Source organism: Curtobacterium sp. VKM Ac-1393, from assembly GCF_015350995.1.
GTDB lineage: Bacteria > Actinomycetota > Actinomycetes > Actinomycetales > Microbacteriaceae > Curtobacterium.
The window spans coordinates 166431-190022 of sequence record NZ_JADKRW010000007.1 but is presented as its reverse complement, the minus strand read 5'-3'; the positions used below and the strand labels follow the sequence as shown (position 1 = coordinate 190022).

Below are 23592 nucleotides of genomic sequence, written 5' to 3'. Positions count from 1 at the left end.
CCCAGCATGCACCGATCGGGAGGCCCGGCGCGAGCCCGCCTGTCATCCAGCGTCGTCTTCCGCGCACCCTGGGACGCGGGGCGTCGCCCCGCCTACTGTCGGTCCCATGAGCACGAGCACCGCCGACAAGGCCACCACCCTCAAGCAGCTGCACGAAGCCCCGGAGATCCTCCGCGTCGTGAACGTCTGGGACGCGATCACCGCGAAGGTCGTCAGCGACCTGCCCGGCACGAAGGCGATCGGCACCGCCGGGCACTCGATCGCCGCGTCGTACGGCTACGAGGACGGCGGGATGCCGCTCGACCTCGCGCTGTCGGGCGCCGCGATCGTGGCCGCCGCGACCGACCTGCCGGTCACCGCTGACCTCGACGACGGCTACGAGGACCCCGCCGAGACCATCCGGCGCGCGATCGGCGCCGGCATCGTCGGCGCCAACGTCGAGGACCGCCTGCGCCCGTTCGACGAGGCCGTCGCCCGGGTCGCCGCGATCACCGCCGCCGCGCAGGCCGAGGGCGTCGACTTCCAGCTGAACGCCCGCACCGACGCGATCGCCCGCGGCGGCGACCGTCCGATCGACGAGAGCATCGCGGACGCCATCGCACGCGGCAAGGCGTTCCTCGACAACGGCGCGGCACTGGTCTTCGTGCCCGGCGCGACCGACCGAGGCGTCGTGGAGCAGCTCGTCGCGGGCCTCGGCCGCGGCAAGCTGTCGGTCATCGGCCTGCCGGGTGCCCTGCCGGCCGCCGAGTACGAGGCGCTCGGCGTCGCCCGCATCTCCTACGGTCCGCTCACGCAGCGCGTCGCGCTGCGCGCGCTCCGCGACCTGGCGACCGACCTGTACGCCGACGGCGTCGTGCCAGAGGACACCCCGACCCTGAACTGACGAAGCAGACGGACGGGAGGCCCGGTGCCAGCTGGCACCGGGCCTCCCGTCTGCACGTGGTCACGTTCCTGGAAAAGTATGCCTATTCCAGGAAGGCGACCGTCGTCAGCCGAGCGCGCCGTAGAGCGCGGGCGTGGTGCGCGCCTTCGTCTCCTGCTCGAAGGCGTAGCCGAGGCCGATCAGCGTGCTCTCGTCGAACGAGCGGCCGAGGAACTCGAGGTTCACGCCGGCACCGGTGATCGTGCCGTCGGCTGCGGTCGCCTGCCCCATCGGGACGGTGATCGCCGGCATGCCGGTGTTCGGGCTCAGACGCATGTTCGTCGACTGCGTGCCGTAGGGCGTACCCGACGGGTAGATCAGCGAGTCGAGGTCCTGGTCGTCGAGCATCTGCGTGACGAGCTGCTTGCCGGTGGCGAGCTGCGTCGTGTGCGAACCCGTCGGCCCGGCCCACGCCTGGTACTGCGTGTCGGTGATCAGGTCGCGGGACTCGTAGGTCGACTTGCGGCTCGGCACGTACTCACCCGAGGCCAGGATGCCCTGCAGCGACCGAGCGGTCACGTCGGGGTCGAGGTGCTTCGCGACGTACTGGTCCAGGTCGTGCTTGAACTCGTTCGTGCTGCCGCTGCCCTCGGACAGGACCCGGTTGAACGCGGTCGTCGCGGTGATCGGGACGACGGTCGCGCCGGCAGCCTGCAGCTTCGCGACGGACGCGTCGAACAGGCGCTTGGTCGTGGCGTTCGTGCCGACCATCGACGTGACGTAGCCGATGCGGGCGCCCTTGAGCGAGCCGGCATCGAGCGACGACGTGTACGAGGTCGGCACCTTGCCTGCCTGCGCACTCGTGACAGGGTCGGCCGCGTCCACGCCGGTCACGGCGTCGAGCGCGACGGCCGCGTCGGTCACCGAGCGGGCGATGGGCCCACCGGTGTCCTGCGACAGCGCGAGTGGGATGATGCCGTCGCGGCTGGCCAGGCCGACCGTCGGACGGATACCGACCAGCTGGTTGTACGTCGACGGGATGCGGATCGAACCGCCCGTGTCGGTGCCGAACCCGATGCCGGCGAGGTTCGCCGCGATCGCCGCGCCGGTGCCACCGCTCGAACCGCCGGCGGTCTGTGCCGTGTTGTACGGGCTGGCGACCAGGAGCGACGAGCCGGCGGGCTGGTTCGAGGAGAACTCCGAGACGAAGCCGTAGGCGAACTCGTCGAGGCTGGCCTTGGCGAGGATCACCGCACCGGCACCGCGCAGCCCGGCGACCATGGAGGCGTCGGTGTCGGTCTGGTTGTCGTCCCAGCAGCCGCAGCCGCCCGTGGTCGGCATGTCCTTGGTGTCGTAGTTGTCCTTCACCGCGATCGGCACGCCGAGCAGCATGCTCGTCATGCCGTGCTCGGCACGCTCGGTATCCGCCGTCTTCGCGGCAGCGAGGGCCTCGGCGTTCGTCGTGACGATCGAGTTGAGCGCGCGGCCGGTCGTCGCGCCGTCGACCTTCGTGCGGTCGTAGGCGGCGATGCGGTCGAGGTAGTCCTGCGTGATCGCGACCGAGGTGGTGACCCCGGCGTTCATCGCGGCCTGCATGTCGATGGTGGACGCCTCGACGAGGGTGAACGGGCCGTCGTCGTAGATCATCCGCTGGGACAGGGCCGCGAGGTCTGCGACGGTGATCGTGCCGTCGCCGTCGGTGTCCGCGGCGCTGACCGTCGCCCAGTCGGCGCTCGTGGCCGTCGCGCCGAGGTGATCGGTGAGCACGGTCAGGTCGGCCTTGGCGACCTGGTCGTCGCCGGTCAGATCGAGGTCCGTGTAGTACGGCGCGAGCATCGCGGCGGGGCTGGCGTCCACCGCGGCCGGAGCTGCTGCGGCCGTGATCGCGGGGGTCGCGGCGAGGACGGTGCCGACGAGGGCGATGAGCGAGGCGCCGGCGACGGCCGAGCGCTTCCGGCTGGTGGATGGCTTCGTGGCGGCCTGCGTGCTGGCGGCCGGCTTCGTGGCGGTCATTCGGCTGCTCCGGTGCGGTCGCGGCGGGCGCGGCGCGCGCGCAGGGTGATCAGGGTCCCGCCGGCAGCGAGGAGGGCCAGGGAAGCGGCGATCCACGGGGCGACGTCGGCGCCGGTCCAGGCGAGTTCACCGCCGGTGGGGCGGCCCCCACCGGGAGCTGCGACGGCGGTGGCCCCCGTCGTCGGGTCCGAGACCACCGGGGTGGTCGTCGGGTCGGGGTCGCCCGCGCCGGTGCCCGGGTCGGCCGTGGCGGTGGCGCCCGGGGTCGGCGTGGCCGTCGGGGACGCGGTCGCCGCTGCAGCGATCGAGATCGTGGTGCTCGCCGGGTCGGTGAGGGTCATCGAGGTGCCGTCGGATCCGACGAGCGTGATGCTCGTGATCGCCAGGTCGACGCTGCCCGGTGCGGTCGGCGTCAGGCCGATCGAGGCAGCGAGGTCGCCGCCGAGCGCCGGCGAGGTCCCGAGCCGGGTGTGCACGATCGTCAGGGCGTCGCCGTCCTGCTCGACGCTGTCGAAGCCGCCGTCCGGTCCGGTGACGCTGTCGTCGACGTACGACACGGAGTCCGCGCCGGCGTCGAGGGTGATCTCGTACGCGTAGACGTCGGCCGTCGCCGGGATCGTCAGGTCGACGTCGAACGGGGTTCCGACGGTCGCGGAGCTGGGGGCGTCGATGGTGGCGGTCGTCGCGGTCGGTGCCGCCTGGGCCGGTGCGGCGGTCAGGGCGGCGAGGCCGATCGCCCCGGCGGCGACGAGCGTCGAGGAGACGATCGTCGCGCGGGGGCGCAGCCGGAGGCGGTGCTGCATGGGTGCAGATCCTTCGGGAGGAGGTCGGGTGCTGAGCGGGTACTCAGTGATCCGAAAGCTAACGGTGCGCTGTTTCCGGCTCGGGCCCGGCAGGTTTCCGCGCCGTTACGGCTCCGTCGCACCGCTACTGTCGTGCCATGTCGCTCGACGTCGAAGCCCTGCTCACCCCGCCCTCCCCCGTCGCCGCACGGGCGTTGGACGTCGTCCGCACCTGGTCGTCGCCGGCGCTCGTCAACCACTGCCTGCGCTCGTGGGCGTGGGCGGTCCTGCTCGCCCCGACCGTCGACCTCGCGCCCGACCACGAGCTGCTGTTCGTCGCGACGATGCTGCACGACCTGGGCGTCACGCACTCGTTCGACGCCCACAACGTGCCGTTCGAGGACGCCGGGGGTGCCGTCGGTTCGGTGTTCGCCCTCGGTGCAGGATGGGACGCCGGCCGCGCTCGACGGGTCAGCGAGGTCATCGAGCGGCACATGTGGACCTCCGTCGACCCCGCGGTGGACGTGGAGGGACACCTGCTCGAGGTCGCCACGTCGCTCGACGTCTCCGGTGCAGGGTTCTCCCGGTGGTCCACCGACGACCTGCACGCCGTCGCCACCGCACTGCCCCGCCTCGGGTTCTCCGCCGAGTTCGACGGGCTCATCCACTCCCAGGCAGCGCGAAAGCCGTCCTCCGCCGCCGCGCGACTCGACGGCTCCGGCAACGTGGCCGCCGGCGGGCGTCGGTGGGACACGTTCCTGGCTTCCTGAACCGTCTTCCTGGCCTGCGCTGGACTTCTTCGCCTCGGGTGCGTATAGTTCTTGGTTGGTGCACTGCAGCGAACCCATCTGACTCGCGCACACCAACGTCTCGAGACCGGCTCACCCGAGTCGCATTCCAACCGAGACCACCGCTCGATCCGAACGGATCAGCAGCACGTTGAAACTCGACGTGCGCGCCCCGCACTCGATGCGTCGCGCCGGACTGAGACGTCCGCCGACACCGAGTCGCCCCGGCGCCGAATGACCAGGAAGTACAGCACCATGACCAGCAACGAACGAATCACCGTGTTCGGGACCGCACTCGCGGCCCCGACGATCACCCCCGACCGCATCGCCGAGTTCCCCGTGCGTGACGACCGCTCGCAGCGCGAGTACCTCGTCCGCATTGCGGCCGACGACCTGCAGACCTTCGTGACCCGCGGCACCCGTCTGGACGCCGTCGGCGAGGCCGGCTGGACCGTCCCGGGCCGCTCCTGGGCGGGTGAGGCCAGCCGCACCCTGCTGCAGGCACAGTCCGTGCAGGCGGGCGAGATGGCCCTCGCGGCCTAGGCTCCACCAGTACGAACGCGAAGCGCCGCCGGGCTGTCCCGGCGGCGCTTCGTCGTGCGTGGCGCGTCGCGGTGGCGCGTCAGTACTCGCCCTTGACGACAAAGAACGAGCCGCGGATCGTGCCGGCGAGCTTCGACTTCTGCCGCGCGAACTTGAACTTGTCCGCGAGCTCCTCGGGAACGTCCATGCCGTCGGAGAGCTTGAAGCCGACTGCACGCTTGCCGCCCGGTTCGAGCGTGTAGAGCACGTTGATCGCCAGGCCGGACTCGTAGAAGACGTACGTCCAGCGCACGCCGTCGACCAGGACTTCCGTCGCTTCGAGCGGCGGCGACGCGATGACCAGTCCGCGCTCCTCGTCGAGGACCCGCCGCACGTACCCGACCAGGTCCGGCACGTCAGCTGCGGCGTGCGTGGTGAACAGGTGGTCGTACTTGTTCGCGAAGTACCGCGCCTCGTTGGCACGGAGTCCGGCGAGTGCATCGGCGACCGGCGAGGACTCCAGACCCACCGTGGACACGTTCACGAAGTCGACGACGTACGACATGGGGCCTCCTTGGGCACTCGGACGAGCCGAATCTAGTCCACCGCGCACCTTCCCGAGCGAGTGCGACGCATCTATAGTCGAGAGCTATAGAGGAGGTGCCCGTGCGAGTCGAACGTGCAGCAGAACTCATCCGCGCTGCCCGCGAGGATCTGGGCCTCTCACAGACCAGCCTCGCCGCCGCCGCCGGGATGCAGCAGCCGACCATCTCCGCGTACGAGAGCGGACGCAAGCAGCCGCGGCTCGAGTCGCTCCAGCGGATCCTCACTGCTGCGCAAACGCGCCCGAGCATCCCTCTCGCCGTCTACGCCGACGCGATCCTCGACGAGGCAAAGCGGTTCCACCTCGAGAACGTTCGCGTCTTCGGCTCCACGGTCCGCGGGCAGGACACCGAGCACAGCGACATCGACCTGCTCGTGCACCTGACCCCAGCCGCATCGCTGTTCGACCTCGGCGGCTTCGCCCACGAAGTCGAGACCATCACCGGCTTCGACGTCGACGTCCTCACCGACGACCTCGAGGGTGACGAGCACTTCGCGCACGTGCTCGACGAAGCAGTGCCGCTGTGACCCCACCGCCCCGGTTCACCCCACGGCAACGCGTCGATCGCGACTCAGCCGACTCAGCAGACCGCTGGCCGTCGCTGCAGGCGAGCTTTCTCGACTTGCTCGCCGAATGTTCGCAGATTGTCGAACACGGTCGCGTGGAGTTCGACGCAACTCGAAGCCTGACGTACCGAGCCGCCGAGGCCGTCATCATCCACTTCGACGACCTGCTCGGACGGCTTCCCGCCGACAGGGAAGCCCGGCTTCCGTCCGATCTGTCGCTTGCCGCTGTCAGGAAGACGCGAAACATCCTCTCGCACGACTACCGGCAGGCGCGCAAGGAGATCATCTGGGAGGCGATCGAGCACCGCGTCCCGGCGGTGATCCTGGCGCTCGTCGACTGAGCCCGGTCTGCTGATCCGGGCGGGACCAACTCAGTCGATCCGTTTGAACACCATGATGGCCTGCGCTCGGTCTCCACCGCCGAACCCTGTGGTGCCCGACGAGGCAGTGGTGTTCGTGTGGAGCCGGTACCCGAGGGCCGCCTGGGCGTTGATCGCCTCCTCGAGCTCGATCATGTTGCCGGAACCCGTGCCGAAGAACTTCGCCTTGAGCACTACCTGCAGCACGACTTAGCTCATCCCGTTCTGTGCCGGACGCGGCTGACCACCCGAAGCGGCCTCGGCCTGGATCCGGCCGATCACCCCGCCGACGCCCGACGCCGCCGGAGCCTGAGGCTGCACTTCCTCCGTCCAAGCGGACCCGTCCCACAACCGCATAGTTCCGGAGCTGTCGTCGTACCACGCTGCCTGCGCGGTCGTCATGCGCTCATCCTGGCGAACGACGGACCCAGCGGGAGGTCAGTCGTTGAAGCGGAACTCCACCCCGGTCCGCAGGTTTCGGATCTGGCTGCCAGACGGGCGGCCGTTACCAGCTGCCTGCCCAAACACGAGGCGCGAAATTCCTACTCGTCCACGGCGTCCAGGACGGTGCTTGGCAGCAAATCGTGGTCATCGAGGTACCGGAAGTCGCCGAAGACGGCGCGGAGGACCGTCCGATTGGGAAGGACCTCTCGTAGGTCACCAGGAAGCTCCCCCCTCATCGTTCGGATGAGGTGTGCCAAGGCGGTCCACAGCTCTCCCTTCTTCATATCATCGAGATCCCCGTGACCTCTCTCCGCCTGCTTCTCGCGTGCGCTGATCGCTGCAACGTCCCATTGCTCTAGAGCACGGACGACTGCTGCCGAGCCCCACAGGACCGCTCTCCCCCGGTCCGCCGCCATAGCTTGCAAGTCGATCGAACCCACGAACTGCTGAATCACCGAGACCGCCAACGTGTCATAGTGAGAAGCTTGAGTCTTCCAAGTCTCGTACGCGCGGTCGTTCTCGCGCCTCCGTTGCTCCACAACCTCATCGCGTGCCCGCTGCTTGCGCCAGCTGACGGATGCCGCCAGCGCGACTACTCCGGCCAGACCGCCGACCATCAGTGTTGCGCCCGCTGGCGCGAGAGTTGGTGGCCAGGTCGTGAAAGCCGGAAAACCGGCCGGAGCGGGAAGACTTCCGCGCAGGACAACAATGCCTACCAGCACAACTGCGCCAGCCATCACGTACAGCCAGGGACGGTGATCCTTGGACTCCGAGGGCGCGTCGCGCGCCGACGGCTCCGACTCAGTTTCACTCACGGTGTTGAATGCTACGGCCTCACCGGACAGGGCCGACCTCGGACAATCGCGAAACCCACGTATCGAACGCGTGCCTGAGTTCGCCTTTCAGGCTTAGTCGCACGCACGGACCTACATCGGTCAGGTCACACTGCCGGGCCTCGCCCCTCGAGCACAGGGACGATACTGTGGGCGCGTGCAGAATCTGGGCTGGAGCGAAGCAATCAAAAAGGTGCTCGCTGAGCAGGGCGAACCGATGAGAACCTCTGAGATCGCGCAGGCGATTCTCGACGGCAATCTCCGTTCGAAGGTTGGTGCAACCCCACACACGGCGGTTGCATCGTACTTGTCGCAGGAACCGCTTCGGTCCGAGGTTGAGAAGTTGGATAGAGGGGTCTTCCGTTACCCGCCGGCCGCTAAGGAGGACAAGCCGGTTCCCTCCTCTGCAGCGCAAACGCCAGTCGTCGCGCTTGAGGACACCGGAACAGCGGACGTCTCTGAGGATGAGCGTGGGCTATTGAACGCGTTCGGACTCTTCTGGCGTCGAGCCGAGATTGACTGGGCGCCTTCCGCGCCAACCATGCTGGGAGTTCAGCTAACGGGCAGCGCCGCGGTCGATTTCAGTAGCCAGGAGGGCGTCTACATCTTGTACGACGGCAGTCGCTTGGTGTACGTGGGTCGTGTGACCGAGCCTCGAATGGGCAAGCGTCTGCGTGAGCACACCCGCGATCGGTTGAGCGGACGCTGGGACCGATTCTCTTGGTTCGGGGTTCGTCCCGTGGGCGCCAACGGCGAGCTGGAAGACGCACCCGACACCGATCTCGACGCCGATCTTGTGATCTCAACCCTCGAAGCGCTCTTGATCGAAGCGCTCGAACCGCCTCAGAACCGTCGCCAAGGAGACGGCTTTGCCGAGCTTGAGTTCATCCAGCAGATAGACCCAAACATCGAGAAGGCGCGGAAGAAGCGTCTTCTCGCGGAACTTTCGGACAACCTGTAGGATCCGACGCGAGCCGCTACGCCATCGACGAGTGAGCGTTGACTTAGGCCGTGCGCAGACAACTTCTCCTCGGACGCCGCGAGAGCCGCCGCGACCGGACCCGGCCCGTCTCGAGGCGCTACCCCCTTCCCCGTCGTCGAACACGCGGGAAACCGACACCAGGGGTGCACCCAGCGACCCGAAATAATTCACGGCAGCGAACACGTTGTTCGTACAGACACGAACCGAGGTAGGGAATTCCAAGCTAACGTTCAATCATGAACGACATGGATGACCTCGTGAAATCACTAAACGAACTCCGGAACACCCTCACCGCCTTCGACGCGACGGCGTTCTGGTCCAACCTAGCCGCAACATTCTTCGGTGCAATATTGGCAGGAGCGGTCGCCTTCTTCGTCTTCAGATTCGAGCGGAACGATCGTTATTCAGATCGACTCACAGAAGCTTTAGCTGACTCGTTTTTGAGTATCACACAGTATATGAAAGACCTTCGAGCGGGCACAATCATTGAACCACTTGAGCAGTTAACAGCCCTCCGTCGCGCTCGGCTTCGTGCCGACGAAAAAGATCGGCCAGTCATCGTCGCTGCCGAGGCAGCAATATGGGCGAGCGGAAAAGCACCAACAGGCTACCAATCCTGCGGAAGAATTGTACTAATGCTGACGCGGTGGCAGACCGGAACACTTACCGCTGACGAGGTCGTGTCTGCCCTAAGGTCCCTTCCGCTCAACGCCACTGAAGCATCTCTAGACCCGGAGAGTTGGTGACGACGCGCATTCACTCGATACCCGGACGAGTTGTTGAAGTCCACTGACTACAAGCGTTGCTGAGAACGCCGACATCGAGAAAAGACGGCGCGACACAAAATCGCGGGGGAATGCGTTCCGCACGACCCAAGCGAACCCTAACTACTACGCTCCCGAATATTTCGACTTGAGGATTTGGGCCGTTCGCGTTTCCCATGTATCTGCCAGAGCCATCGCCTGCACCATGGTACGAACAGCAGAGGAGATTGTATCTACCGGACGTCGAAGCGTCATGCTCATACCCTTAAGTACATCGACGGATCCGCCAAACTGCGTAATCCCCTCAGTCGCCTCCCGTGCCGCCTTTGCCGTACCTTGGAGGGACTCAAGAAAGGGTCGGTACGAATCTGCTTCCAGCGACTCTGTGTGCTGAATGAAGGTCAGGATTCCATTGACGTTCGCATCAATGGCCGTCATTTCGACGCTAAAACGCGCGGTCTGCTCTAACAATGCCTTCGCGCCTGGTTCCAGTTTGCGCCCGAATTGAGCAACCATACCCAACCTCGCACTAGTGGGCATGTTCAAGCTGTTCGCATTGGTCAGATCGGCGGTGGCCGATTCCGCCAGTGCACCCATGCCCACGATGGTGGCCGAAATCTCTTCTGTGAGGTCGTTCAAGACCGGAAAACGGCCCTCGATGTCAACAATCCGCTCCAAGAAGCCCACATCTTCAAAGCCCTCCTCCTCGAGATCAGAAGAAGCCTCGTCAGCAGTCGTTTCGCGAGGGGCTACACGAACATCGATCAGCTCGGACCACAGTCGAGTTGCCGTGACCTCCTCAAAGTCATCCACCGCTCCGGCAGTTAGGGCTGCAATCAGATCGTTCCGAGCATCGATCAAACCGCGCTCTGACCTCGAGAATTGGATTGTACGTATTGCCGCAATGTCAAACGGCAGCTGCCCATACTCGCCGATCTGCACCGTGAGTAGCGACCGCGTGTGCCGTAATCCAAGTTCGTACATTACGTTCGCATTGGCACCACTGAGATCTGCAATAACTACATCATCGTCGCGCAGGTGGCGAAAGATTTGAGCACTTATTTCACCAGCGGATGCAATTTGATCTGCTCGGATCGGCTCTAAACCCTCTGTAGCACACGCCGGTTGAATCACCTTTTCGAATACCTCTAAGGCATCCTCGTAGGTCGCTCGAGCTGAAGAACCAATGGGGGCAAACTTGCTTCCGATGGGTCCGATTACGAAACAAGTACGGGGTTCATCCATTTATCTTGCCCTTTCGACGAGCCGAGTGACACGCTTCAGACATTCCACGGCCTCGACTCTACTGCAACGCCGTGCCTCGTACTGACTCTTCGCTTTATATTTGAGAGCGAAAGCGAGCTGTGAGCCCGCATCTTTGCCGACCGTTCGGCCGAGAACGGCGACCGCGGCGTTATGCTCCGCCCTCCCCTGCATTACTGCGCCCGCAGACATGATTAGAGCATCACTCGCATGGATAGCCGCAGTACAAAGAAGGCTACAAGCCGCGTCCCACGCAGACAGGTCGATCGCGAATTCGGCCATTTGAAGGAACTCTTCCGCTTTCTCGACCTTGGCTAGGATCTGATCAGCGAGCACGTACTCCAGGCTAGTTGTTGAAGCGGAACTCCACCACGTCGCCGTCCTGCATGACGTAGTCCTTGCCCTCGATGCGGGCCTTGCCAGCAGCGCGGGCCTCGGCGATGGAGCCGGTCTCGACCAGGTCGTCGAACGAGATGACCTCGGCCTTGATGAAGCCCTTCTCGAAGTCGGTGTGGATGACGCCGGCAGCCTGTGGCGCCTTCCACCCCTTGCCGATCGTCCACGCACGGGCTTCCTTCGGACCGGCCGTCAGGTAGGTCTGCAGCCCGAGGGTGTCGAACCCGATGCGCGCGAGCTGGTCGAGTCCGGACTCGGTCTGGCCGGTCGACTCGAGCAGTTCGGCGGCGTCGGCGGGGTCGAGGTCGATGAGCTCCGACTCGACCTGGGCGTCGAGGAAGACGGCCCGGGCGGGGGCGACGAGCGCGGCCAGCTCGGCCTTGCGGGCGTCGTCGGTCAGGATCGCCTCGTCGACGTTGAACACGAAGATGAAGGGCTTGGCCGACAGGAGTCCGAGCTCGGCGATCGGCGTGAGGTCGATCTTGGTGGCAGACAGCAGGGTGCCCTGCTCGAGCGCGGCACGGGCCTCGCGAGCGGTCTCGAGCACGATCGGCTCGGCCTGCTTCAGCTTCACGGTCTTCTCGTACCGCGGGAGCGCCTTGTCGATCGTCTCCATGTCAGCGAGGATCAGCTCGGTGTTGATGACCTCGAGGTCGTCCTTCGGGGAGACCTTGTTCGCGACGTGCACGACGTCGTCGTCGGTGAAGCCGCGGACGACCTGCGCGATGGCGTCGGCCTCGCGGATGTTCGCGAGGAACTTGTTGCCGAGCCCCTCGCCCTCGCTCGCACCCTTGACGATGCCGGCGATGTCGACGAACGACACCGGCGCGGGCACGGTCTTCTCCGAGTGGAAGAGTTCAGCGAGCTGGTCGAGCCGCGAGTCGGGCAGGTTCACCACCCCGACGTTCGGCTCGATCGTCGCGAACGGGTAGTTCGCGGCGAGGACCTGGTTCTTGGTCAGGGCGTTGAACAGGGTCGACTTGCCGACGTTCGGGAGACCGACGATTCCGATGGTGAGAGCCACGGAAGAACAGCCTACCGGCGGCGGCGCGCCGGAGCCGACCCGGGCCTCCAGTCCGTCCGTCAATCCGGCGGTGGCGACCCGCCCAGGGTGATCAGCCACAGGATCGCGGCGAGGAGGCCGCGGGCCGATCCGGTGGCCACGATCGCGGCGGCGGCGCCGGCTGCGACGAGCGCGGTGGCCAACCCGACGGCACGCCGCGTGGTGTGCGGTGCTGCGTCGACGCGCTCCGCCTGCGCCAGCAGCTCGTCCATGTCCCGCGGTTCCCCCATGTCGTGAACCTAGTCCGGCTGCTGCTGGGAGGCCAGGGCGACCACGCGACGCTCGACGACGTCGAGGACGTCGGCCTGCAGCCGCTGCGAGCCCCGCCAGTCGCCGGCCACCTGCAGCGAGTGGTCGGCACGGTCGACGGTCTGGAGGCGCGCAGCAGTCCCCGAGACCCGCTCGGGCCGCCACATGGTGTCGTCTCCACCCCCGATCGCGTCGTGCGCGTCGGTGGCGGCGGCGAGCGCCGTGGCCACGTCGTCGTGTGTGAGGACCGGCGTGAGCCAGACCCCGGGAATGTCGTTCCGGATCGCCCAGGGCAGGGCGAAGCACCCGAACGACTTCGCGATGACCAGGTCGGGCAGGCGATCGCCCAGCGCAGCCCCGATCGCGGCCTCGACGAACGCCACCGGGTCGGCCCCGGCGTCGTCGTCGATGTTCCAGGCCGGTGCCACGACCTCGCACCCGGCCGCCGACGCGATGGCCTGTGACCACCACAGCAACGGTGCCTGCTGTCCGTAGCCGGCCCCGGCGAGCACCAGCACGAGCGGCTGATCGTCTCCGTCGTTCCCCATGCGCGCACGCTACCGCCCGGAACACGTCTCGACGGGTTCTGGCAGCGTGGTCCCCGTCGTCCGGACCGGGCGACGGGACAGGAGGACGTCGATGTGGTTCGAACGCGACGAGCGCGGTGTGCACTCGGTGGGCATGGGAGCGCCGGGTCTGCGGCAGCGCTTCGCGCCGGAGACCCTCACCGAACTCGAGCGGGCCTCTCGCGCTGAGCTCGAGCAGCTGCACGACGCGATGGCCGAGCTCGAGGCCGACGTGCTGGTCGTCTACGACCCCGAGGACGACACGATCGACTACGCCGAAGAGGACCGGTTCCGCGGGATCCCTCTCCCCCGCGACTCCGGGTTCCCCGTCATCACCGGCGACCTGACCGCCGGGCTCACCGAACACGTCGAGAGCCTGCCGCTGCGCTGGCGATTGGACGGCGTCGCGGTGGCGTTCGAGATGGTGGGCACGCTGCTCGCGCCGTACTGGCAGCGCGAACGTGCCCGTCGGACGGCGACCTGGCGGGCGACGGCACGTCGTCGGCGCAGCGGGTCCCGCTCGGCACGGCGCCGTTGAGCGTCGGCCGCAACGCCGAGGCGGCTTCCGGCGATGTCGGCGCCCCGTGCAACGATCGGAACCGTGCCGTTGAACTTCACCGCGATCGACTTCGAGACCGCCAACAGCTCGCCCGCCAGCGCGTGCTCCGTCGGACTCGTCAAGGTCCGCGCGGGCCGGGTCGTCGACCGGGCGTCGTGGTTCATCCGCCCGCCGCTCGGGCACGACGCGTTCCTCGAGTGGAACACCCGGATCCACGGGATCGTCGCGGAAGACGTCGTCCGCGCGAAGACGTGGGAACAGCAGTACCCCGACCTGGTGGCCTTCGCCGAGGGTGACGTCCTGGTCGCGCACAACGCCCGGTTCGACATGGGCGTCATCGCCGGCGGGTGTTCGGCCACCGGCATCGACCTCGCCGAGCACCACTCGATGTGCTCGCTCGCGGTCGCCCGCAAGACCTACACGCTCGACTCCTACCGACTGCCCGTGGCCGCGATGGCCGCCGGGTTCGAGGGGTTCCAGCACCACGACGCCGCCGCCGATGCCGAGGCGTGCGCCGCCATCGTCATCCACGCCGCCGGCCACCACGGCACCGACACGGTGGAGGCTCTGGGGGCAGCGACCCGCGTGACGATCGCCCCGGTCCGGGCCCGTGCCGAGAAGCCGAAGGCCTCGGTGCCGCAGCCGCGGCTGTCGAACCGCCCGATGGTCTTCGCCGACTGAGCCGGCGAGTCGGTCTTCGCCGACTGAGCCGGCTGAGCGGGTCGGGCCGAAGGTCCCTGTCGCGCCGTCGACCACGGCACTACGCTCTGCGCATGGCAGCGCCCACCACGATCGAACGCGAGACCGTCATCACGGCTAGCCCCGCAGCGATCTTGCCGCACCTGGCGGACCTCCACCGCTGGGTCGAGTGGTCGCCGTGGGAGGGCCGTGACCCGGCGCTCCAGCGCACGTACGGCGGTGAACCCGGGGCGGTGGGCTCGGCCTACGCCTGGAAGGGCAACCGCAAGGCCGGCGCCGGATCGATGGCGGTCACACGGATCGATGCCACCGAGGTCGACGTCGACCTGCGGTTCACCGCGCCGTTCCGGTCGTCGAGTGCGGTCGTGTTCCGGCTCGACGAGCTCGAGCGAGACGGCGGCACGCGGGTCGTCTGGTCGATGACGAGCCCCCAGAACCTGATGTCCCGCGTGATGGGCGTGTTCGTCAACATGGACACGTTCCTCGGCGGTGACTTCGAGAAGGGGCTCGCCAAGCTGAAGGTGGTCGTCGAGCGCTGACGGGAGTGGCACACCGGGGAGCAGGGCCCCCGGTGGTATTGTCACGACAATCCCTCGGCATCGCTGCCGAACCCGCAATCCCCCGAAGGACCGCGATGACCAACGAAGGCCAGCTGCCGTCCGACCTGTTCATGGACCTGGACCGGTCGGGTCCCATGCCCCTCTACTTCCAGGTGGCCTCGCGCATCGAGGAGTCGATCCGCTCCGGCGTGATGCCTCCCGGCGCACGTCTCGAGAACGAGATCGCGCTCGGTGAGCGCCTCGGACTGTCCCGCCCGACGATCCGCCGGGCGATCCAGGACCTCGTCGACAAGGGCCTGCTCGTCCGTCGCCGCGGCATCGGCACGCAGGTGGTGCACGGCCCGGTGACCCGCAAGGTCGAGCTGACGAGCCTGTACGACGACCTGGCCCAGGGGTCGCAGGCGCCGGCGACGAAGCTCCTCGAGCGCAACGACGTCCCCGCCTCGGACCAGGTCGCAGCGGCGCTGAGCATCGAACCCGGCACGACCGTGGCGCACATCCGCCGCGTGCGGTTCGCCGAGGACGTCCCGATGGCGATCCTCGAGAACTACCTGCCGCCGGAGTTCCTCGAGATCACCGACCAGGACCTGCAGGACCACGGGCTCTACCAGCTGCTCCGCGGTCGCGGTGTGACGATGCGGGTGGCGAAGCAGCGGATCGGGGCCCGTGCGGTGACCGACGAAGAGGCCGGTCTGCTCGAGATCGAGGACGGCGACCCCGTGCTCACCATGAGCCGCACCGCGTACGACGCCTCGGGGCGCGCGGTCGAGCACGGCGTGCACTGCTACCGCCCCGACCGCTACTCGTTCGAGGTCACCCTCGTCGACAAGTAGGCAGTTCGTGCTGACCGCCTGACGTCGAGGTTCCACGACTCGCCGCACGCGTGACGCCGAGGTTCCACGGATGGCCGCTGGACGCCTCGAGATGCCGAGATTTCGGAACCTCGGGACGGGCGGGCGGGCGTTACGGGGGCGGGCCGGCGGGCGCGCTCAGGCGGGGGCGGGCACGCCGAGTTCGCCGGTCACGTACTGGGCGCGGCCGAAGCCGAAGGACCAGTCCTCGGGGCCGTTCTCGACGTAGCCGATGAAGACGTCCTCGGACGCGACACCGATCGCCGCCAGCGCGTCGTGGATCGCCCGGTAGAGCTCCTGCTTCGCCGCCTGGTCCCGCCCGCGCTGCGTGAACACCTGGATCATGACGACGCCCTCGGTCCGCTCGAACCCCAGGCCGGCGTCCTCGGCGATGATCTGCTGCGCCGGGTGCTCGGTGATCACCTGGAACCGGTCGCGCACGGGGATCGCGTACACGTCGACGATGGCCTGGTGGATGGCGTCGGCGATTGCGCGCACCGCCTGGGGCGTGCGGCCGGTGGTCAGGTCGATACGGACGAGCGGCATGGTGCCTCCTGCAGTTCGGGACTTTGTCCTGACAAAGTAACACGGATCGATACCTCATGACGGACGGGAGGCGCGGTGCCAGCTGGCACCGCGCCTCCCGTCCGTCGTCCGCGACCGTCTAGAGCACGGGGGTCGCCGCCGCGTAGGTGAGCGGTCCGTCGACGCGCGCGACGTCGTGCCACGCACCGTCGGCGAGCGAGGCCTCCGCCGCCTCGACGATGGACGCAGCGGCCAGGCCGTCGGCGACCGATGGCGCGAGCTGCTCCCCGCGACGCACGCTCGCGATGAACTGCGCGGCCTCGATCGTCTTCAGGTCGTCGTAGCCCATGGCCGTGCCGGCGCCGGGCTGGAAGCGCGCGAACTCGCCGTCACCCGCGGTGACGTAGTGCGTGGCGTAGCCGTCCACCTCCTGCCCGTCGAGGTACACCTCGAGCTCGTTGAGGCGCTGGAAGTCCCACCGCACGGAGCCCTTGGTGCCGTAGACCTCGAGCGTGTACTCGGCGTGCGGGCCCCGCATGACGCGGCTCGAGTCCATGGTGCCGACGGCGCCGTCCTCGAAGCGGAAGAGCAGGGCGGCGTAGTCCTCGTTCTCGACGCGGCCGAGCGCACCGGTGGCGGCGGCACTCCGGTCGACGATGCCCGCGGCCGGCTTCGGGCGCTCCTGGATGAACGTCTCGGCCAGTGCACTGACGCTGGCGATCCGACCGACGACGTACTGCGCCAGGTCGAGGCCGTGCGAGAGCAGGTCGCCGAGGACGCCCGACCCGGCGCGCTCCCGCTCGAAGCGCCAGGTGAGCGGCGCCGCGGGGTCGGACGAGTAGTCGGCGAGCAGCGAGCCGCGCACGTTCGTGATGCGGCCGAGGCGACCGCTGCGGACGAGTTCGCGCGCCCGCTCGATCGCCGGGGCGTGCCGGTAGTTGAAGCCGACGCTCGTGATGACGCCCGCGCGCTGGACGGCCTCGTGGATCTCGCGAGAGTCACTGGCGTAGCGGCCCATCGGCTTCTCGATCCAGAACGGCTTGCCGGCCTTGGCAGCGGCGACCGCCATCTCGCGGTGCAGGAAGTTCGGCGAGCAGATCGACACGACGTCGACGGCCGGGTCGGCGAGGACCTCGTGGTAGTCGGCGACGGCCCGCTCGTAGCCCAGGCGGGTGACGGCCTGGTCGCGTGCGGCCTCGATCGGGTCCGCGGCGACGACGAGCCGGGGCTGCACGCCGAGCTCCGGGAAGTGGTCCGGCAGCGCGCGGTAGGCGCGGGAGTGCAGCCGCCCCATCCAGCCGACCGAGATGAGGCCGACGCCGATGCTGACCGGCGCGGCGGCGTCCACGGCGGTGTCCACGGCGGTCATGCGGCGGGGACGATGATGTCGCGGACCAGGGCGTCGAGCTGTGCGTCGGCGTCCAGGAACTGGCGCAGTGTCGTCACCGTGGCACCGAACCGGTCGAACTCGTCGATGGTCATGCCGTCGACGTCGTACCCGCGGGCGAACTCGGGCGTCGCGGCACGCAGGGCGTCGATGACGTCAGCAGGTACCTCGTCGTGGATGGCGTCCGGACGGAACGGGAACGCGTTGTCGTTGATGTCCTTCGTCCACTGGAACGGCGGCGAGACGACGAGGTCCCCGCCCTGGAACTCCGACCACTGCAGCGCGTTCCGGAAGGCCGCGACGAGCACGCGCGAGCGGAAGCCACGCTCCTGGAACACCCGGTAGGCGTTCTTCACCGCGGCGACGCCGGCCCACTCGAGGATCCCGGGGTCGACCAGGACGTGGTCGCGCTTGACGACGGTCTTCAGCCAGTCATCGAACCGGCCGGCCATCAGCGTGACGACGTGGCCGAACTCCTGGTCGGGCAGCCCGTCGGCGGCACGACGGTCGAGCGCACGCTCGATGGCCTCACCGACGGCGACGACCTGCGGCACCGTGAACGACACCGTCGCGTTGATCGACACCCCGCGGTAGGCGGCCTCCTCGATCGCGGCGATGCCGATCTCGGTGGCGGGGATCTTCACGATGATGTTCGGGGCGAGCTGCGAGAACCGCACGGCCTGCTCCACCAGGGCGTCGGCGTCGCGGTGGAAGCGCGGGTCGGTCTGCATCGACAGGCGACCGTTGCGGCCGCCGGACGCCTCGAACGCGGGCAGCAACTGCCCGGCCGCCGCGATGGAGAGCTCCTCGACGGCCTTCCAGCCGATCCAGGACTCCCCCGCCGTCGGGTGCTCCGCGGCGATCTGGCGGATGCGCGGCACCCAGGTCTCCGGGTCCTGCTTGATGCAGGTGTACGCGATCACCGGGTTGCACGTCGCCCCGACGGCGCCGTACTCGTGGATCGCGGTCGACAGCTCGCGCGGGTCGGCGGAGTCGTTCCACAGGGCGGTCACGGTCTGTTCCGCGGCCTGCAGGGTGACGGGTCGGACGTCGGCGCCGGTGGGCGTCGGGGTCTCGGTGGCCGTCTGCACGGGGGTCGTCATCGGGTGAGTCCCTTCTTGATCGTGTCGAGCTGGAAGCGCGAGACCGCATCGGCGTTCTCGTCCTCGGCGAAGACGCTCGACACCGCGACGGTGTCCTCGCGCGCCGTGAAGCCGACGCGGTCGAGGGCGGCCCAGAAGGCGTCGAAGTCGACGTCCGCCTGGCCGACGGGCAGGTGCTGGTGCACGCGGACCGGGTTGCCGGGCGGGTTGGTGATGTAGCGCAGGCCGTGCGACCGGTGGTGGTCGTAGGCGTCGGCGACGTGCACGAGCTGCAGCGAGTCGCCGGCGGCGTCGATGATCTCGTCCATGTTCCCGCCGTAGTGGAACGTGTGGCAGGCGACGTAGACGAACCCGATGCTCTTCGAGTTCAGCCCGCGGATCACCCGGAGTGCCTCGAGCCCGTCCTCGACGAAGTCGTCGGGGTGCGGGTCGATGAGCACGCGGATGCCGGAGTCCTCGATGATCGGCAGGAGCTCCTCCATCGCCCAGTGGAACTGGTCCTCGGACTCCTCGGCACGCTCGGGACGGCCGGAGAACTCCGTGTTGATCGTGTCCACGCCGAGGCGCTTCGTGATCTCGATGACCCGCTTCCACTTCTTGACGGCGGCCTCGCGGGCCTCTTTGTCCGGGCCGGCCCAGCGCAGGACGGGCAGGACGGACGCGACCTGGACACCGGCCGTGGTGCACGCCGCGGCGAACGCGTCGACGAGGTCGTCGTCGGCCGTCGGGTGCCGGTAGAACGGGATGAAGTCCTTGTGCGGGGTGAGCTGCAGGTACTCGTAGCCGAGGTCGGCGACCTTCTGCGGGAACTCCAGTAGCGACAGGTCGTGGTGGTACGGCGTGGGGTCGAGCGCGATCTCCGGCATGGATCAGGCCGTCTCGTAGAACGCCGGCTTCGCCGTGGCGTAGGCGACCTGCTCGAGCGCACCGGTCTGCTGCGCACGCACGGCGACCTCGGCGACGACCGACGCGGTGTAGCCGTCCCAGGCGCTCGGGCCGTCGATACCACCGGAGCGGGCGGCATCGGCCCAGCGCTGCACCTCTTCGTCGTAGGCGGCGCCGAAGCGCTCGACGAACGACGGCGTGACGCCCTGGCCGGACACGCCCTGCGACACGAGGTTGAGCGAGGTCTCGCGGCCGATGTACGCGACACCGGACTCGAACACCGCGTCGGTGGTGACCTGGTAGCCGAACTGGGCGTTCACGTTGATCTCGACGATCGCCATGGTGCCGGACTCCGTGGTGAACAGGACGAACTGCGGCTCGGGCAGGTCGGCCGGCGCGAGGGAGTTCTTGCGGGGCTTCTTCACCTCGACGCTCGTGATCGCCTCGCCCGTGATGAACGGGATGATGTCGATCTCGTGGATCACCGAGTCGTGGATGAGCATCGACTCGCTGAAGTTCGGCGGCGTCGTCGGGTTGCGGTGCGCGTGGTGCAGCGCGAGCAGGGCACCGTTGGCCCCGGACTCCCGCAGGGCACGCAGCTCCTGGTAGCCCTTGTCGAAGCGGCGCATGAAGCCGACCTGGATCCGCGGGCGATCGGCGTGCTGCTGCTCGAGCTCGACGATCCGCAGGGAGTCGTCAGCCGACGTCGTCAGCGGCTTCTCGCAGAGCACGGCCAGGCCGCGCTCGAGCGCCGGCACCAGGACCGGTTCGTGCAGGAAGCCCGGCGTTGCGACGATGACGGCGTCGATCGGGGTTGCGTCGAGCGCCTCCTCGAACGACGCCGCGGTGATCGCGCCGGGTGCCTTCGCCGCAGCGGCCGTCGCACGACCGGTGTCCGGGTCGACGATGGCGACGACGTCGGCGCCGGCGATGGTCGTGGTGATGCGACGGATGTGGTCGCTGCCCATGGCGCCCGCGCCGACGACGGCGACGCGGAGGTTGTCAGTGGTGCTCATGGCGGTGCTCCTGGGGTAGATGACGCTGCGTGGACGGCTGCTGGTGGCCGGTCAGGACACGCGCGCGGCGGACGTGGAACCGAAGATGTGCTGGAAGGTGCGCTCGGCGATCGGGCCGGGGGCGTCGACCGAGCAGCCGTACATGTCCTGCTCGACGATGCCGAAGATCTCAGGGTTGATCTTCGCGACGGCCTCGATGATCGGGGCGAGCTCCGGGGTGCCGTGCGGCGGCTCGGTCATGATGCCCTGCGACACGGCGGTGGCGAACGGCACGTCGTTCTTCAGCACGTCGAAGAGCATGTCGGTGTCCACCTGCTTGAGGTGCAGGTACCCGATGCGCTCCGGGTGCTCGGCGATGAGCTTGAGGTTGTCGCCGCCGTAGTACGCGAAGTGTCCGGTGTCGAGGCAGAGGTTCGTGTAGGCCGGATCCGTCTCCGACAGGAACCGCACGGTCTCCTTGTAGGTGCCGACGTGGCTGTCCGCGTGGGTGTGGAACTGCTGGTGGACGCCGTACTCCTCGAGCAGCGCCTTGCCGAGCTGGTCGTGCCCCTTGCCGAGACGGTCCCACTGCTCGTCGGTCAGGGTGCGCGACTCGAGGACCTCTTCCGTGGCGTCCGAGCGCCACAGGTCCGGGATCGTCACGAGGTGCTGGGCACCGAGCTTCGCCGCGAGCCCGGCGACCGCCACGGCCTGGTCCCAGGCACGCTGGAACTGGTCCTCGCCCTTGTGGAACCCGGTGAACACCGTGCCGGCGGACAGCTTCAGCCCGCGCGACTCGAGCTCGTCGGACAGCTGCGACGGGTCGGTCGGCAGGTAGCCGTACGGCCCGAGCTCGATCCACTCGTACCCGGCGGCGGCCGCCTCGTCGAGGAAGCGCTTCCACGGCACCTGGTTCGGGTCGTCGGGGAACCAGACGCCCCACGAGTCGGGGGCGGTGCCGATCCGGATGGCGTCGGTGGCGGTGGCGGTGTCGGTCATGACGGCGTCGTCTGCTTTCTGGGTGTGGTGCGTGTGGTGGACGGTGGCGCTCAGCCGAGCAGTGGACGCTGGGCGGCGACCTGCTGCTCGTACTGGGCGCGGGCGGTCTGCGTGCTCGGCAGGGTCGAGGTCTGCGCCACGGGCACGTCCCACCACCCGTCGCCGTCGGGGCCGTAGACCAGGGGGTCCGAGTTGATGTGCACGAGGGTCGTGTGGTCGTTCGCCTTCGCCTGGCGCACCGCGGCCTTCAGGTCTTCGATGCTGTTCGGGCCCGGCTGGACCTCGATGACGTCGACGCCGTACGACCGCGCGTTCGCCGCGAGGTCGACGGGCAGTGGGTCGCCGTTGTCGAAGGACTGCGACTCGTCCAGGTAGCGGTACTTCGTGCCGTAGCGCTCGGATCCGACGGTCTCGGACAGGTGCCCGATCGACGCGTACCCGTGGTTCTGGATGAGCACGACGATGATCTTGATGCCCTCGGCCACCGCGGTGACGAGCTCGGTGTGCAGCATGAGGTAGCTGCCGTCGCCGACCATGACGATCGCGTCGCGGTCCGGGGCACCTCGACGGACGCCGATGCCGCCGGCGATCTCGTAGCCCATGCACGAGAACGCGTACTCGACGTGGTACCCGAGGGCGTCCCGCACGCGCCAGAGCTTGTGCAGGTCACCGGGCAGCGAGCCGGCCGCCTGGATGACGACGTCGCGCGGGTCGGACACCGACTGCACGGCGCCGATGATCTCCGGCTGGCCGGGCAGGTCCGCGCCGGACGGCGCGAACGCGCCGTCGACGGCGGCGTCCCACGCGGCCTTCAGCGACGCGATCTCCGCGGCGTACGCGGTGTCGACGACGTACGCGGGCTCTGTGGGTGACGACCCGGCCGACGTGAGCGCCGCGGTCAACGCGACCAGGGCCTCCCGGGCATCCGCGATCAGCGGCAGCTGCGAGCCGTGCTTGTAGGCGTCGAACGCGGCCACGTTGACGTTCACGAACGTGACGTCCGGGTTCTGGAACGCGGTCCGCGAGGCGGTCGTGAAGTCGCTGTAGCGCGTGCCGATCCCGATCACGACGTCCGCCTGCGCGGCGACGGCGTTCGCGGCGGCCGTGCCGGTCGCGCCGATGCCACCGAGGTACTGCGGGTGGTCCCAGACGAGCGAGCCGCCGCCGGCCTGCGAGGTGCCGACCGGGATGCCGGTGGCCTCGACGAAGGCGCGGAGCTCGTCGGTGGCGTCGGAGTAGAGCACGCCGCCGCCCGCGACGATCACCGGACGCTGCGCACCCCGGATCGCCGCGACCGCACGTGCCAGCGGCCCGTGCTCGGGCAGTGGCCGACGGATGTGCCACTCACGCGGCTGCAGGAACGCGACGGGGACGTCGAACTCCTCGGCCTGCACGTCCTCGGGCAGGGCGATCGTCACGGCTCCGGTCTCGGCCGGGTCGGTGAGCACCCGCATCGCGGCGAGCGCGATCGAGAACAGCTGCTCGGGGCGCTCGACACGGTCGAAGTAACGCGACAGCGGACGGAACGCGTCGGTCACCTGCAGGGAGGTGTCGTGCGGCAGCTCGATCTGCTGGAGCACCGGGTCGGTGGTGCGCGTCGCGAAGGTGTCCGACGGCAGCAGCAGTGCGGGCAACCGGTTCGTCGTCGCGAGCGCCGCAGCCGTGAGCATGTTGGCGGCGCCCGGGCCGACCGAGGCCGTCGCGGCGAAGGTCGCACGACGGCGGTGCATGCGGGCGAAGCCGACGGCCTCGTGCACCATCGCCTGCTCATTGCGGGCCTGGTGGTACGGCAGCAGGCCAGGCTGCTCGACGTGGAGCTGCTTGATCGCCTGTCCGACGCCGGCGACGTTGCCGTGCCCGAAGATGCCGAAGATCCCCGGGATGGTGCGTTCACGGACGTCGCCGTCGACGGTCCACTGGTTGGCCAGGAACTCGACGAGTGCCTGGCCGACGGTCATCCGGCGCGTGGTGGT

Annotated in this window: 29 protein-coding genes; 11 read left to right on the top strand and 18 right to left on the bottom strand. The window is 68.4% G+C overall.

Annotated features, from left to right (window positions below; translation table 11 throughout):
* Positions 1 to 106 precede the first annotated feature (106 nt).
* On the top strand, positions 107 to 883 hold the full coding sequence (locus ITJ59_RS16400; RefSeq protein ID WP_194652359.1) for an isocitrate lyase/PEP mutase family protein: 777 nt from the start codon (positions 107 to 109) through the stop codon (positions 881 to 883).
* A gap of 105 nt (positions 884 to 988) precedes the next feature.
* On the opposite strand, the gene ITJ59_RS16395 is transcribed toward ITJ59_RS16400, so the two are convergent.
* Both ITJ59_RS16395 and ITJ59_RS16390 read right to left on the bottom strand, forming a co-directional pair.
* Positions 989 to 2875 (bottom strand): amidase family protein, encoded by a 1887-nt coding sequence (locus ITJ59_RS16395; RefSeq protein WP_194652358.1) that lies wholly within the window; start codon positions 2873 to 2875, stop codon positions 989 to 991.
* Positions 2872 to 3678: a hypothetical protein gene (locus tag ITJ59_RS16390; RefSeq protein ID WP_194652357.1), complete on the bottom strand. Its 807-nt coding sequence runs from the start codon at positions 3676 to 3678 to the stop codon at positions 2872 to 2874. The genes ITJ59_RS16395 and ITJ59_RS16390 overlap by 4 nt, the downstream gene beginning before the upstream one ends.
* A gap of 137 nt (positions 3679 to 3815) precedes the next feature.
* On the opposite strand from ITJ59_RS16390, the gene ITJ59_RS16385 reads away from it, so the two are divergent.
* Together ITJ59_RS16385 and ITJ59_RS16380 are read left to right on the top strand one after the other, a co-directional pair.
* On the top strand, positions 3816 to 4427 hold the full coding sequence (locus ITJ59_RS16385; protein ID WP_194652356.1) for a cyanamide hydratase: 612 nt from the start codon (positions 3816 to 3818) through the stop codon (positions 4425 to 4427).
* A 273-nt stretch (positions 4428 to 4700) separates the two neighbouring features.
* Entirely contained in the window at positions 4701 to 4988 is a 288-nt protein-coding gene (locus ITJ59_RS16380) for a hypothetical protein (RefSeq protein ID WP_131845315.1), read from the top strand.
* 79 nt (positions 4989 to 5067) lie between these two features.
* Here ITJ59_RS16380 and ITJ59_RS16375 read toward each other — a convergent pair whose 3' ends face one another.
* Positions 5068 to 5532, bottom strand: coding sequence for a phage tail protein (locus ITJ59_RS16375; protein WP_194652355.1), 465 nt, complete (start codon positions 5530 to 5532; stop codon positions 5068 to 5070).
* A gap of 101 nt (positions 5533 to 5633) precedes the next feature.
* Here ITJ59_RS16375 and ITJ59_RS16370 point away from each other — a divergent pair, with 101 nt between their 5' ends.
* Together ITJ59_RS16370 and ITJ59_RS16365 are read left to right on the top strand one after the other, a co-directional pair.
* Positions 5634 to 6098: a helix-turn-helix domain-containing protein gene (locus ITJ59_RS16370; RefSeq protein WP_194652354.1), complete on the top strand. Its 465-nt coding sequence runs from the start codon at positions 5634 to 5636 to the stop codon at positions 6096 to 6098.
* Positions 6095 to 6478, top strand: coding sequence for a HepT-like ribonuclease domain-containing protein (locus ITJ59_RS16365; RefSeq protein ID WP_194652353.1), 384 nt, complete (start codon positions 6095 to 6097; stop codon positions 6476 to 6478). The genes ITJ59_RS16370 and ITJ59_RS16365 overlap by 4 nt, the downstream gene beginning before the upstream one ends.
* Positions 6479 to 6508: 30 nt before the next feature.
* Here the strand turns inward: ITJ59_RS16365 and ITJ59_RS16360 are convergent, their stop codons facing one another.
* From ITJ59_RS16360 to ITJ59_RS16350, 3 genes are all read right to left on the bottom strand, one after another.
* Positions 6509 to 6703 carry a DUF4177 domain-containing protein gene (locus tag ITJ59_RS16360; protein WP_323749535.1) on the bottom strand — a complete coding sequence of 65 codons (195 nt, stop codon included), beginning with the start codon at positions 6701 to 6703 and terminating at the stop codon, positions 6509 to 6511.
* A gap of 3 nt (positions 6704 to 6706) precedes the next feature.
* Positions 6707 to 6898 (bottom strand): DUF2510 domain-containing protein, encoded by a 192-nt coding sequence (locus ITJ59_RS16355; protein WP_194652352.1) that lies wholly within the window; start codon positions 6896 to 6898, stop codon positions 6707 to 6709.
* A 140-nt stretch (positions 6899 to 7038) separates the two neighbouring features.
* Positions 7039 to 7755 (bottom strand): hypothetical protein, encoded by a 717-nt coding sequence (locus ITJ59_RS16350; RefSeq protein ID WP_194652351.1) that lies wholly within the window; start codon positions 7753 to 7755, stop codon positions 7039 to 7041.
* Positions 7756 to 7930: 175 nt separating this feature from the next.
* On the opposite strand from ITJ59_RS16350, the gene ITJ59_RS16345 reads away from it, so the two are divergent.
* A complete protein-coding gene (locus ITJ59_RS16345; protein ID WP_323749534.1) occupies positions 7931 to 8734 on the top strand; it encodes an HTH domain-containing protein in 804 nt (267 codons plus the stop codon).
* A 257-nt stretch (positions 8735 to 8991) separates the two neighbouring features.
* Entirely contained in the window at positions 8992 to 9501 is a 510-nt protein-coding gene (locus ITJ59_RS16340; RefSeq protein WP_194652350.1) for a hypothetical protein, read from the top strand.
* 144 nt (positions 9502 to 9645) lie between these two features.
* On the opposite strand, the gene ITJ59_RS16335 is transcribed toward ITJ59_RS16340, so the two are convergent.
* From ITJ59_RS16335 to ITJ59_RS16315, 5 genes are read right to left on the bottom strand one after another with little or no spacing between them, the layout of a single operon-like run.
* A complete protein-coding gene (locus ITJ59_RS16335) occupies positions 9646 to 10764 on the bottom strand; it encodes a hypothetical protein (RefSeq protein ID WP_194652349.1) in 1119 nt (372 codons plus the stop codon).
* A complete protein-coding gene (locus tag ITJ59_RS19790; RefSeq protein ID WP_194652348.1) occupies positions 10765 to 11118 on the bottom strand; it encodes a HEPN domain-containing protein in 354 nt (117 codons plus the stop codon).
* A gap of 10 nt (positions 11119 to 11128) precedes the next feature.
* Positions 11129 to 12202, bottom strand: a complete 1074-nt coding sequence (ychF, locus tag ITJ59_RS16325) for a redox-regulated ATPase YchF (protein WP_194652347.1) — start codon at positions 12200 to 12202, stop codon at positions 11129 to 11131.
* 59 nt (positions 12203 to 12261) lie between these two features.
* Positions 12262 to 12471, bottom strand: coding sequence for a hypothetical protein (locus tag ITJ59_RS16320; protein ID WP_194652346.1), 210 nt, complete (start codon positions 12469 to 12471; stop codon positions 12262 to 12264).
* Positions 12472 to 12480: 9 nt separating this feature from the next.
* Positions 12481 to 13038, bottom strand: coding sequence for a hypothetical protein (locus ITJ59_RS16315; RefSeq protein WP_194652345.1), 558 nt, complete (start codon positions 13036 to 13038; stop codon positions 12481 to 12483).
* Positions 13039 to 13129: 91 nt separating this feature from the next.
* Here ITJ59_RS16315 and ITJ59_RS16310 point away from each other — a divergent pair, with 91 nt between their 5' ends.
* The 4 genes from ITJ59_RS16310 (at position 13130) to ITJ59_RS16295 (ending at position 15707) form a co-directional block, all read left to right on the top strand.
* Positions 13130 to 13594: a hypothetical protein gene (locus ITJ59_RS16310; RefSeq protein WP_194652344.1), complete on the top strand. Its 465-nt coding sequence runs from the start codon at positions 13130 to 13132 to the stop codon at positions 13592 to 13594.
* A gap of 63 nt (positions 13595 to 13657) precedes the next feature.
* Positions 13658 to 14296, top strand: a complete 639-nt coding sequence (locus tag ITJ59_RS16305; protein WP_194652343.1) for an exonuclease domain-containing protein — start codon at positions 13658 to 13660, stop codon at positions 14294 to 14296.
* Positions 14297 to 14388: 92 nt separating this feature from the next.
* The gene (locus tag ITJ59_RS16300; RefSeq protein WP_194652342.1) at positions 14389 to 14853 is read left to right on the top strand and encodes an SRPBCC family protein; all 465 of its coding nucleotides are present in this window, start codon (positions 14389 to 14391) and stop codon (positions 14851 to 14853) included.
* A 95-nt stretch (positions 14854 to 14948) separates the two neighbouring features.
* Positions 14949 to 15707 carry a GntR family transcriptional regulator gene (locus ITJ59_RS16295; RefSeq protein WP_194652341.1) on the top strand — a complete coding sequence of 253 codons (759 nt, stop codon included), beginning with the start codon at positions 14949 to 14951 and terminating at the stop codon, positions 15705 to 15707.
* A gap of 156 nt (positions 15708 to 15863) precedes the next feature.
* Here the strand turns inward: ITJ59_RS16295 and ITJ59_RS16290 are convergent, their stop codons facing one another.
* The 7 genes from ITJ59_RS16290 to iolD form a co-directional block, all read right to left on the bottom strand.
* Positions 15864 to 16271, bottom strand: coding sequence for a tautomerase family protein (locus tag ITJ59_RS16290; RefSeq protein ID WP_194652340.1), 408 nt, complete (start codon positions 16269 to 16271; stop codon positions 15864 to 15866).
* Between the two features lie 118 nt (positions 16272 to 16389).
* A complete protein-coding gene (locus tag ITJ59_RS16285) occupies positions 16390 to 17619 on the bottom strand; it encodes a Gfo/Idh/MocA family protein (RefSeq protein WP_194652339.1) in 1230 nt (409 codons plus the stop codon).
* Positions 17616 to 18740: a transaldolase family protein gene (locus ITJ59_RS16280; RefSeq protein ID WP_228511660.1), complete on the bottom strand. Its 1125-nt coding sequence runs from the start codon at positions 18738 to 18740 to the stop codon at positions 17616 to 17618. The genes ITJ59_RS16285 and ITJ59_RS16280 overlap by 4 nt, the downstream gene beginning before the upstream one ends.
* Entirely contained in the window at positions 18737 to 19606 is an 870-nt protein-coding gene (locus tag ITJ59_RS16275; protein ID WP_194652338.1) for a sugar phosphate isomerase/epimerase family protein, read from the bottom strand. Before ITJ59_RS16275 ends, ITJ59_RS16280 begins: the two co-directional genes overlap by 4 nt.
* Positions 19607 to 19609: 3 nt before the next feature.
* On the bottom strand, positions 19610 to 20641 hold the full coding sequence (locus tag ITJ59_RS16270; RefSeq protein ID WP_194652337.1) for a Gfo/Idh/MocA family protein: 1032 nt from the start codon (positions 20639 to 20641) through the stop codon (positions 19610 to 19612).
* 51 nt (positions 20642 to 20692) lie between these two features.
* Positions 20693 to 21619, bottom strand: a complete 927-nt coding sequence (locus ITJ59_RS16265; protein ID WP_194652336.1) for a sugar phosphate isomerase/epimerase family protein — start codon at positions 21617 to 21619, stop codon at positions 20693 to 20695.
* A 50-nt stretch (positions 21620 to 21669) separates the two neighbouring features.
* Positions 21670 to 23577 (bottom strand): 3D-(3,5/4)-trihydroxycyclohexane-1,2-dione acylhydrolase (decyclizing), encoded by a 1908-nt coding sequence (gene iolD / locus ITJ59_RS16260; protein WP_194652439.1) that lies wholly within the window; start codon positions 23575 to 23577, stop codon positions 21670 to 21672.
* Between the last annotated feature and the right edge of the window lie 15 nt (positions 23578 to 23592).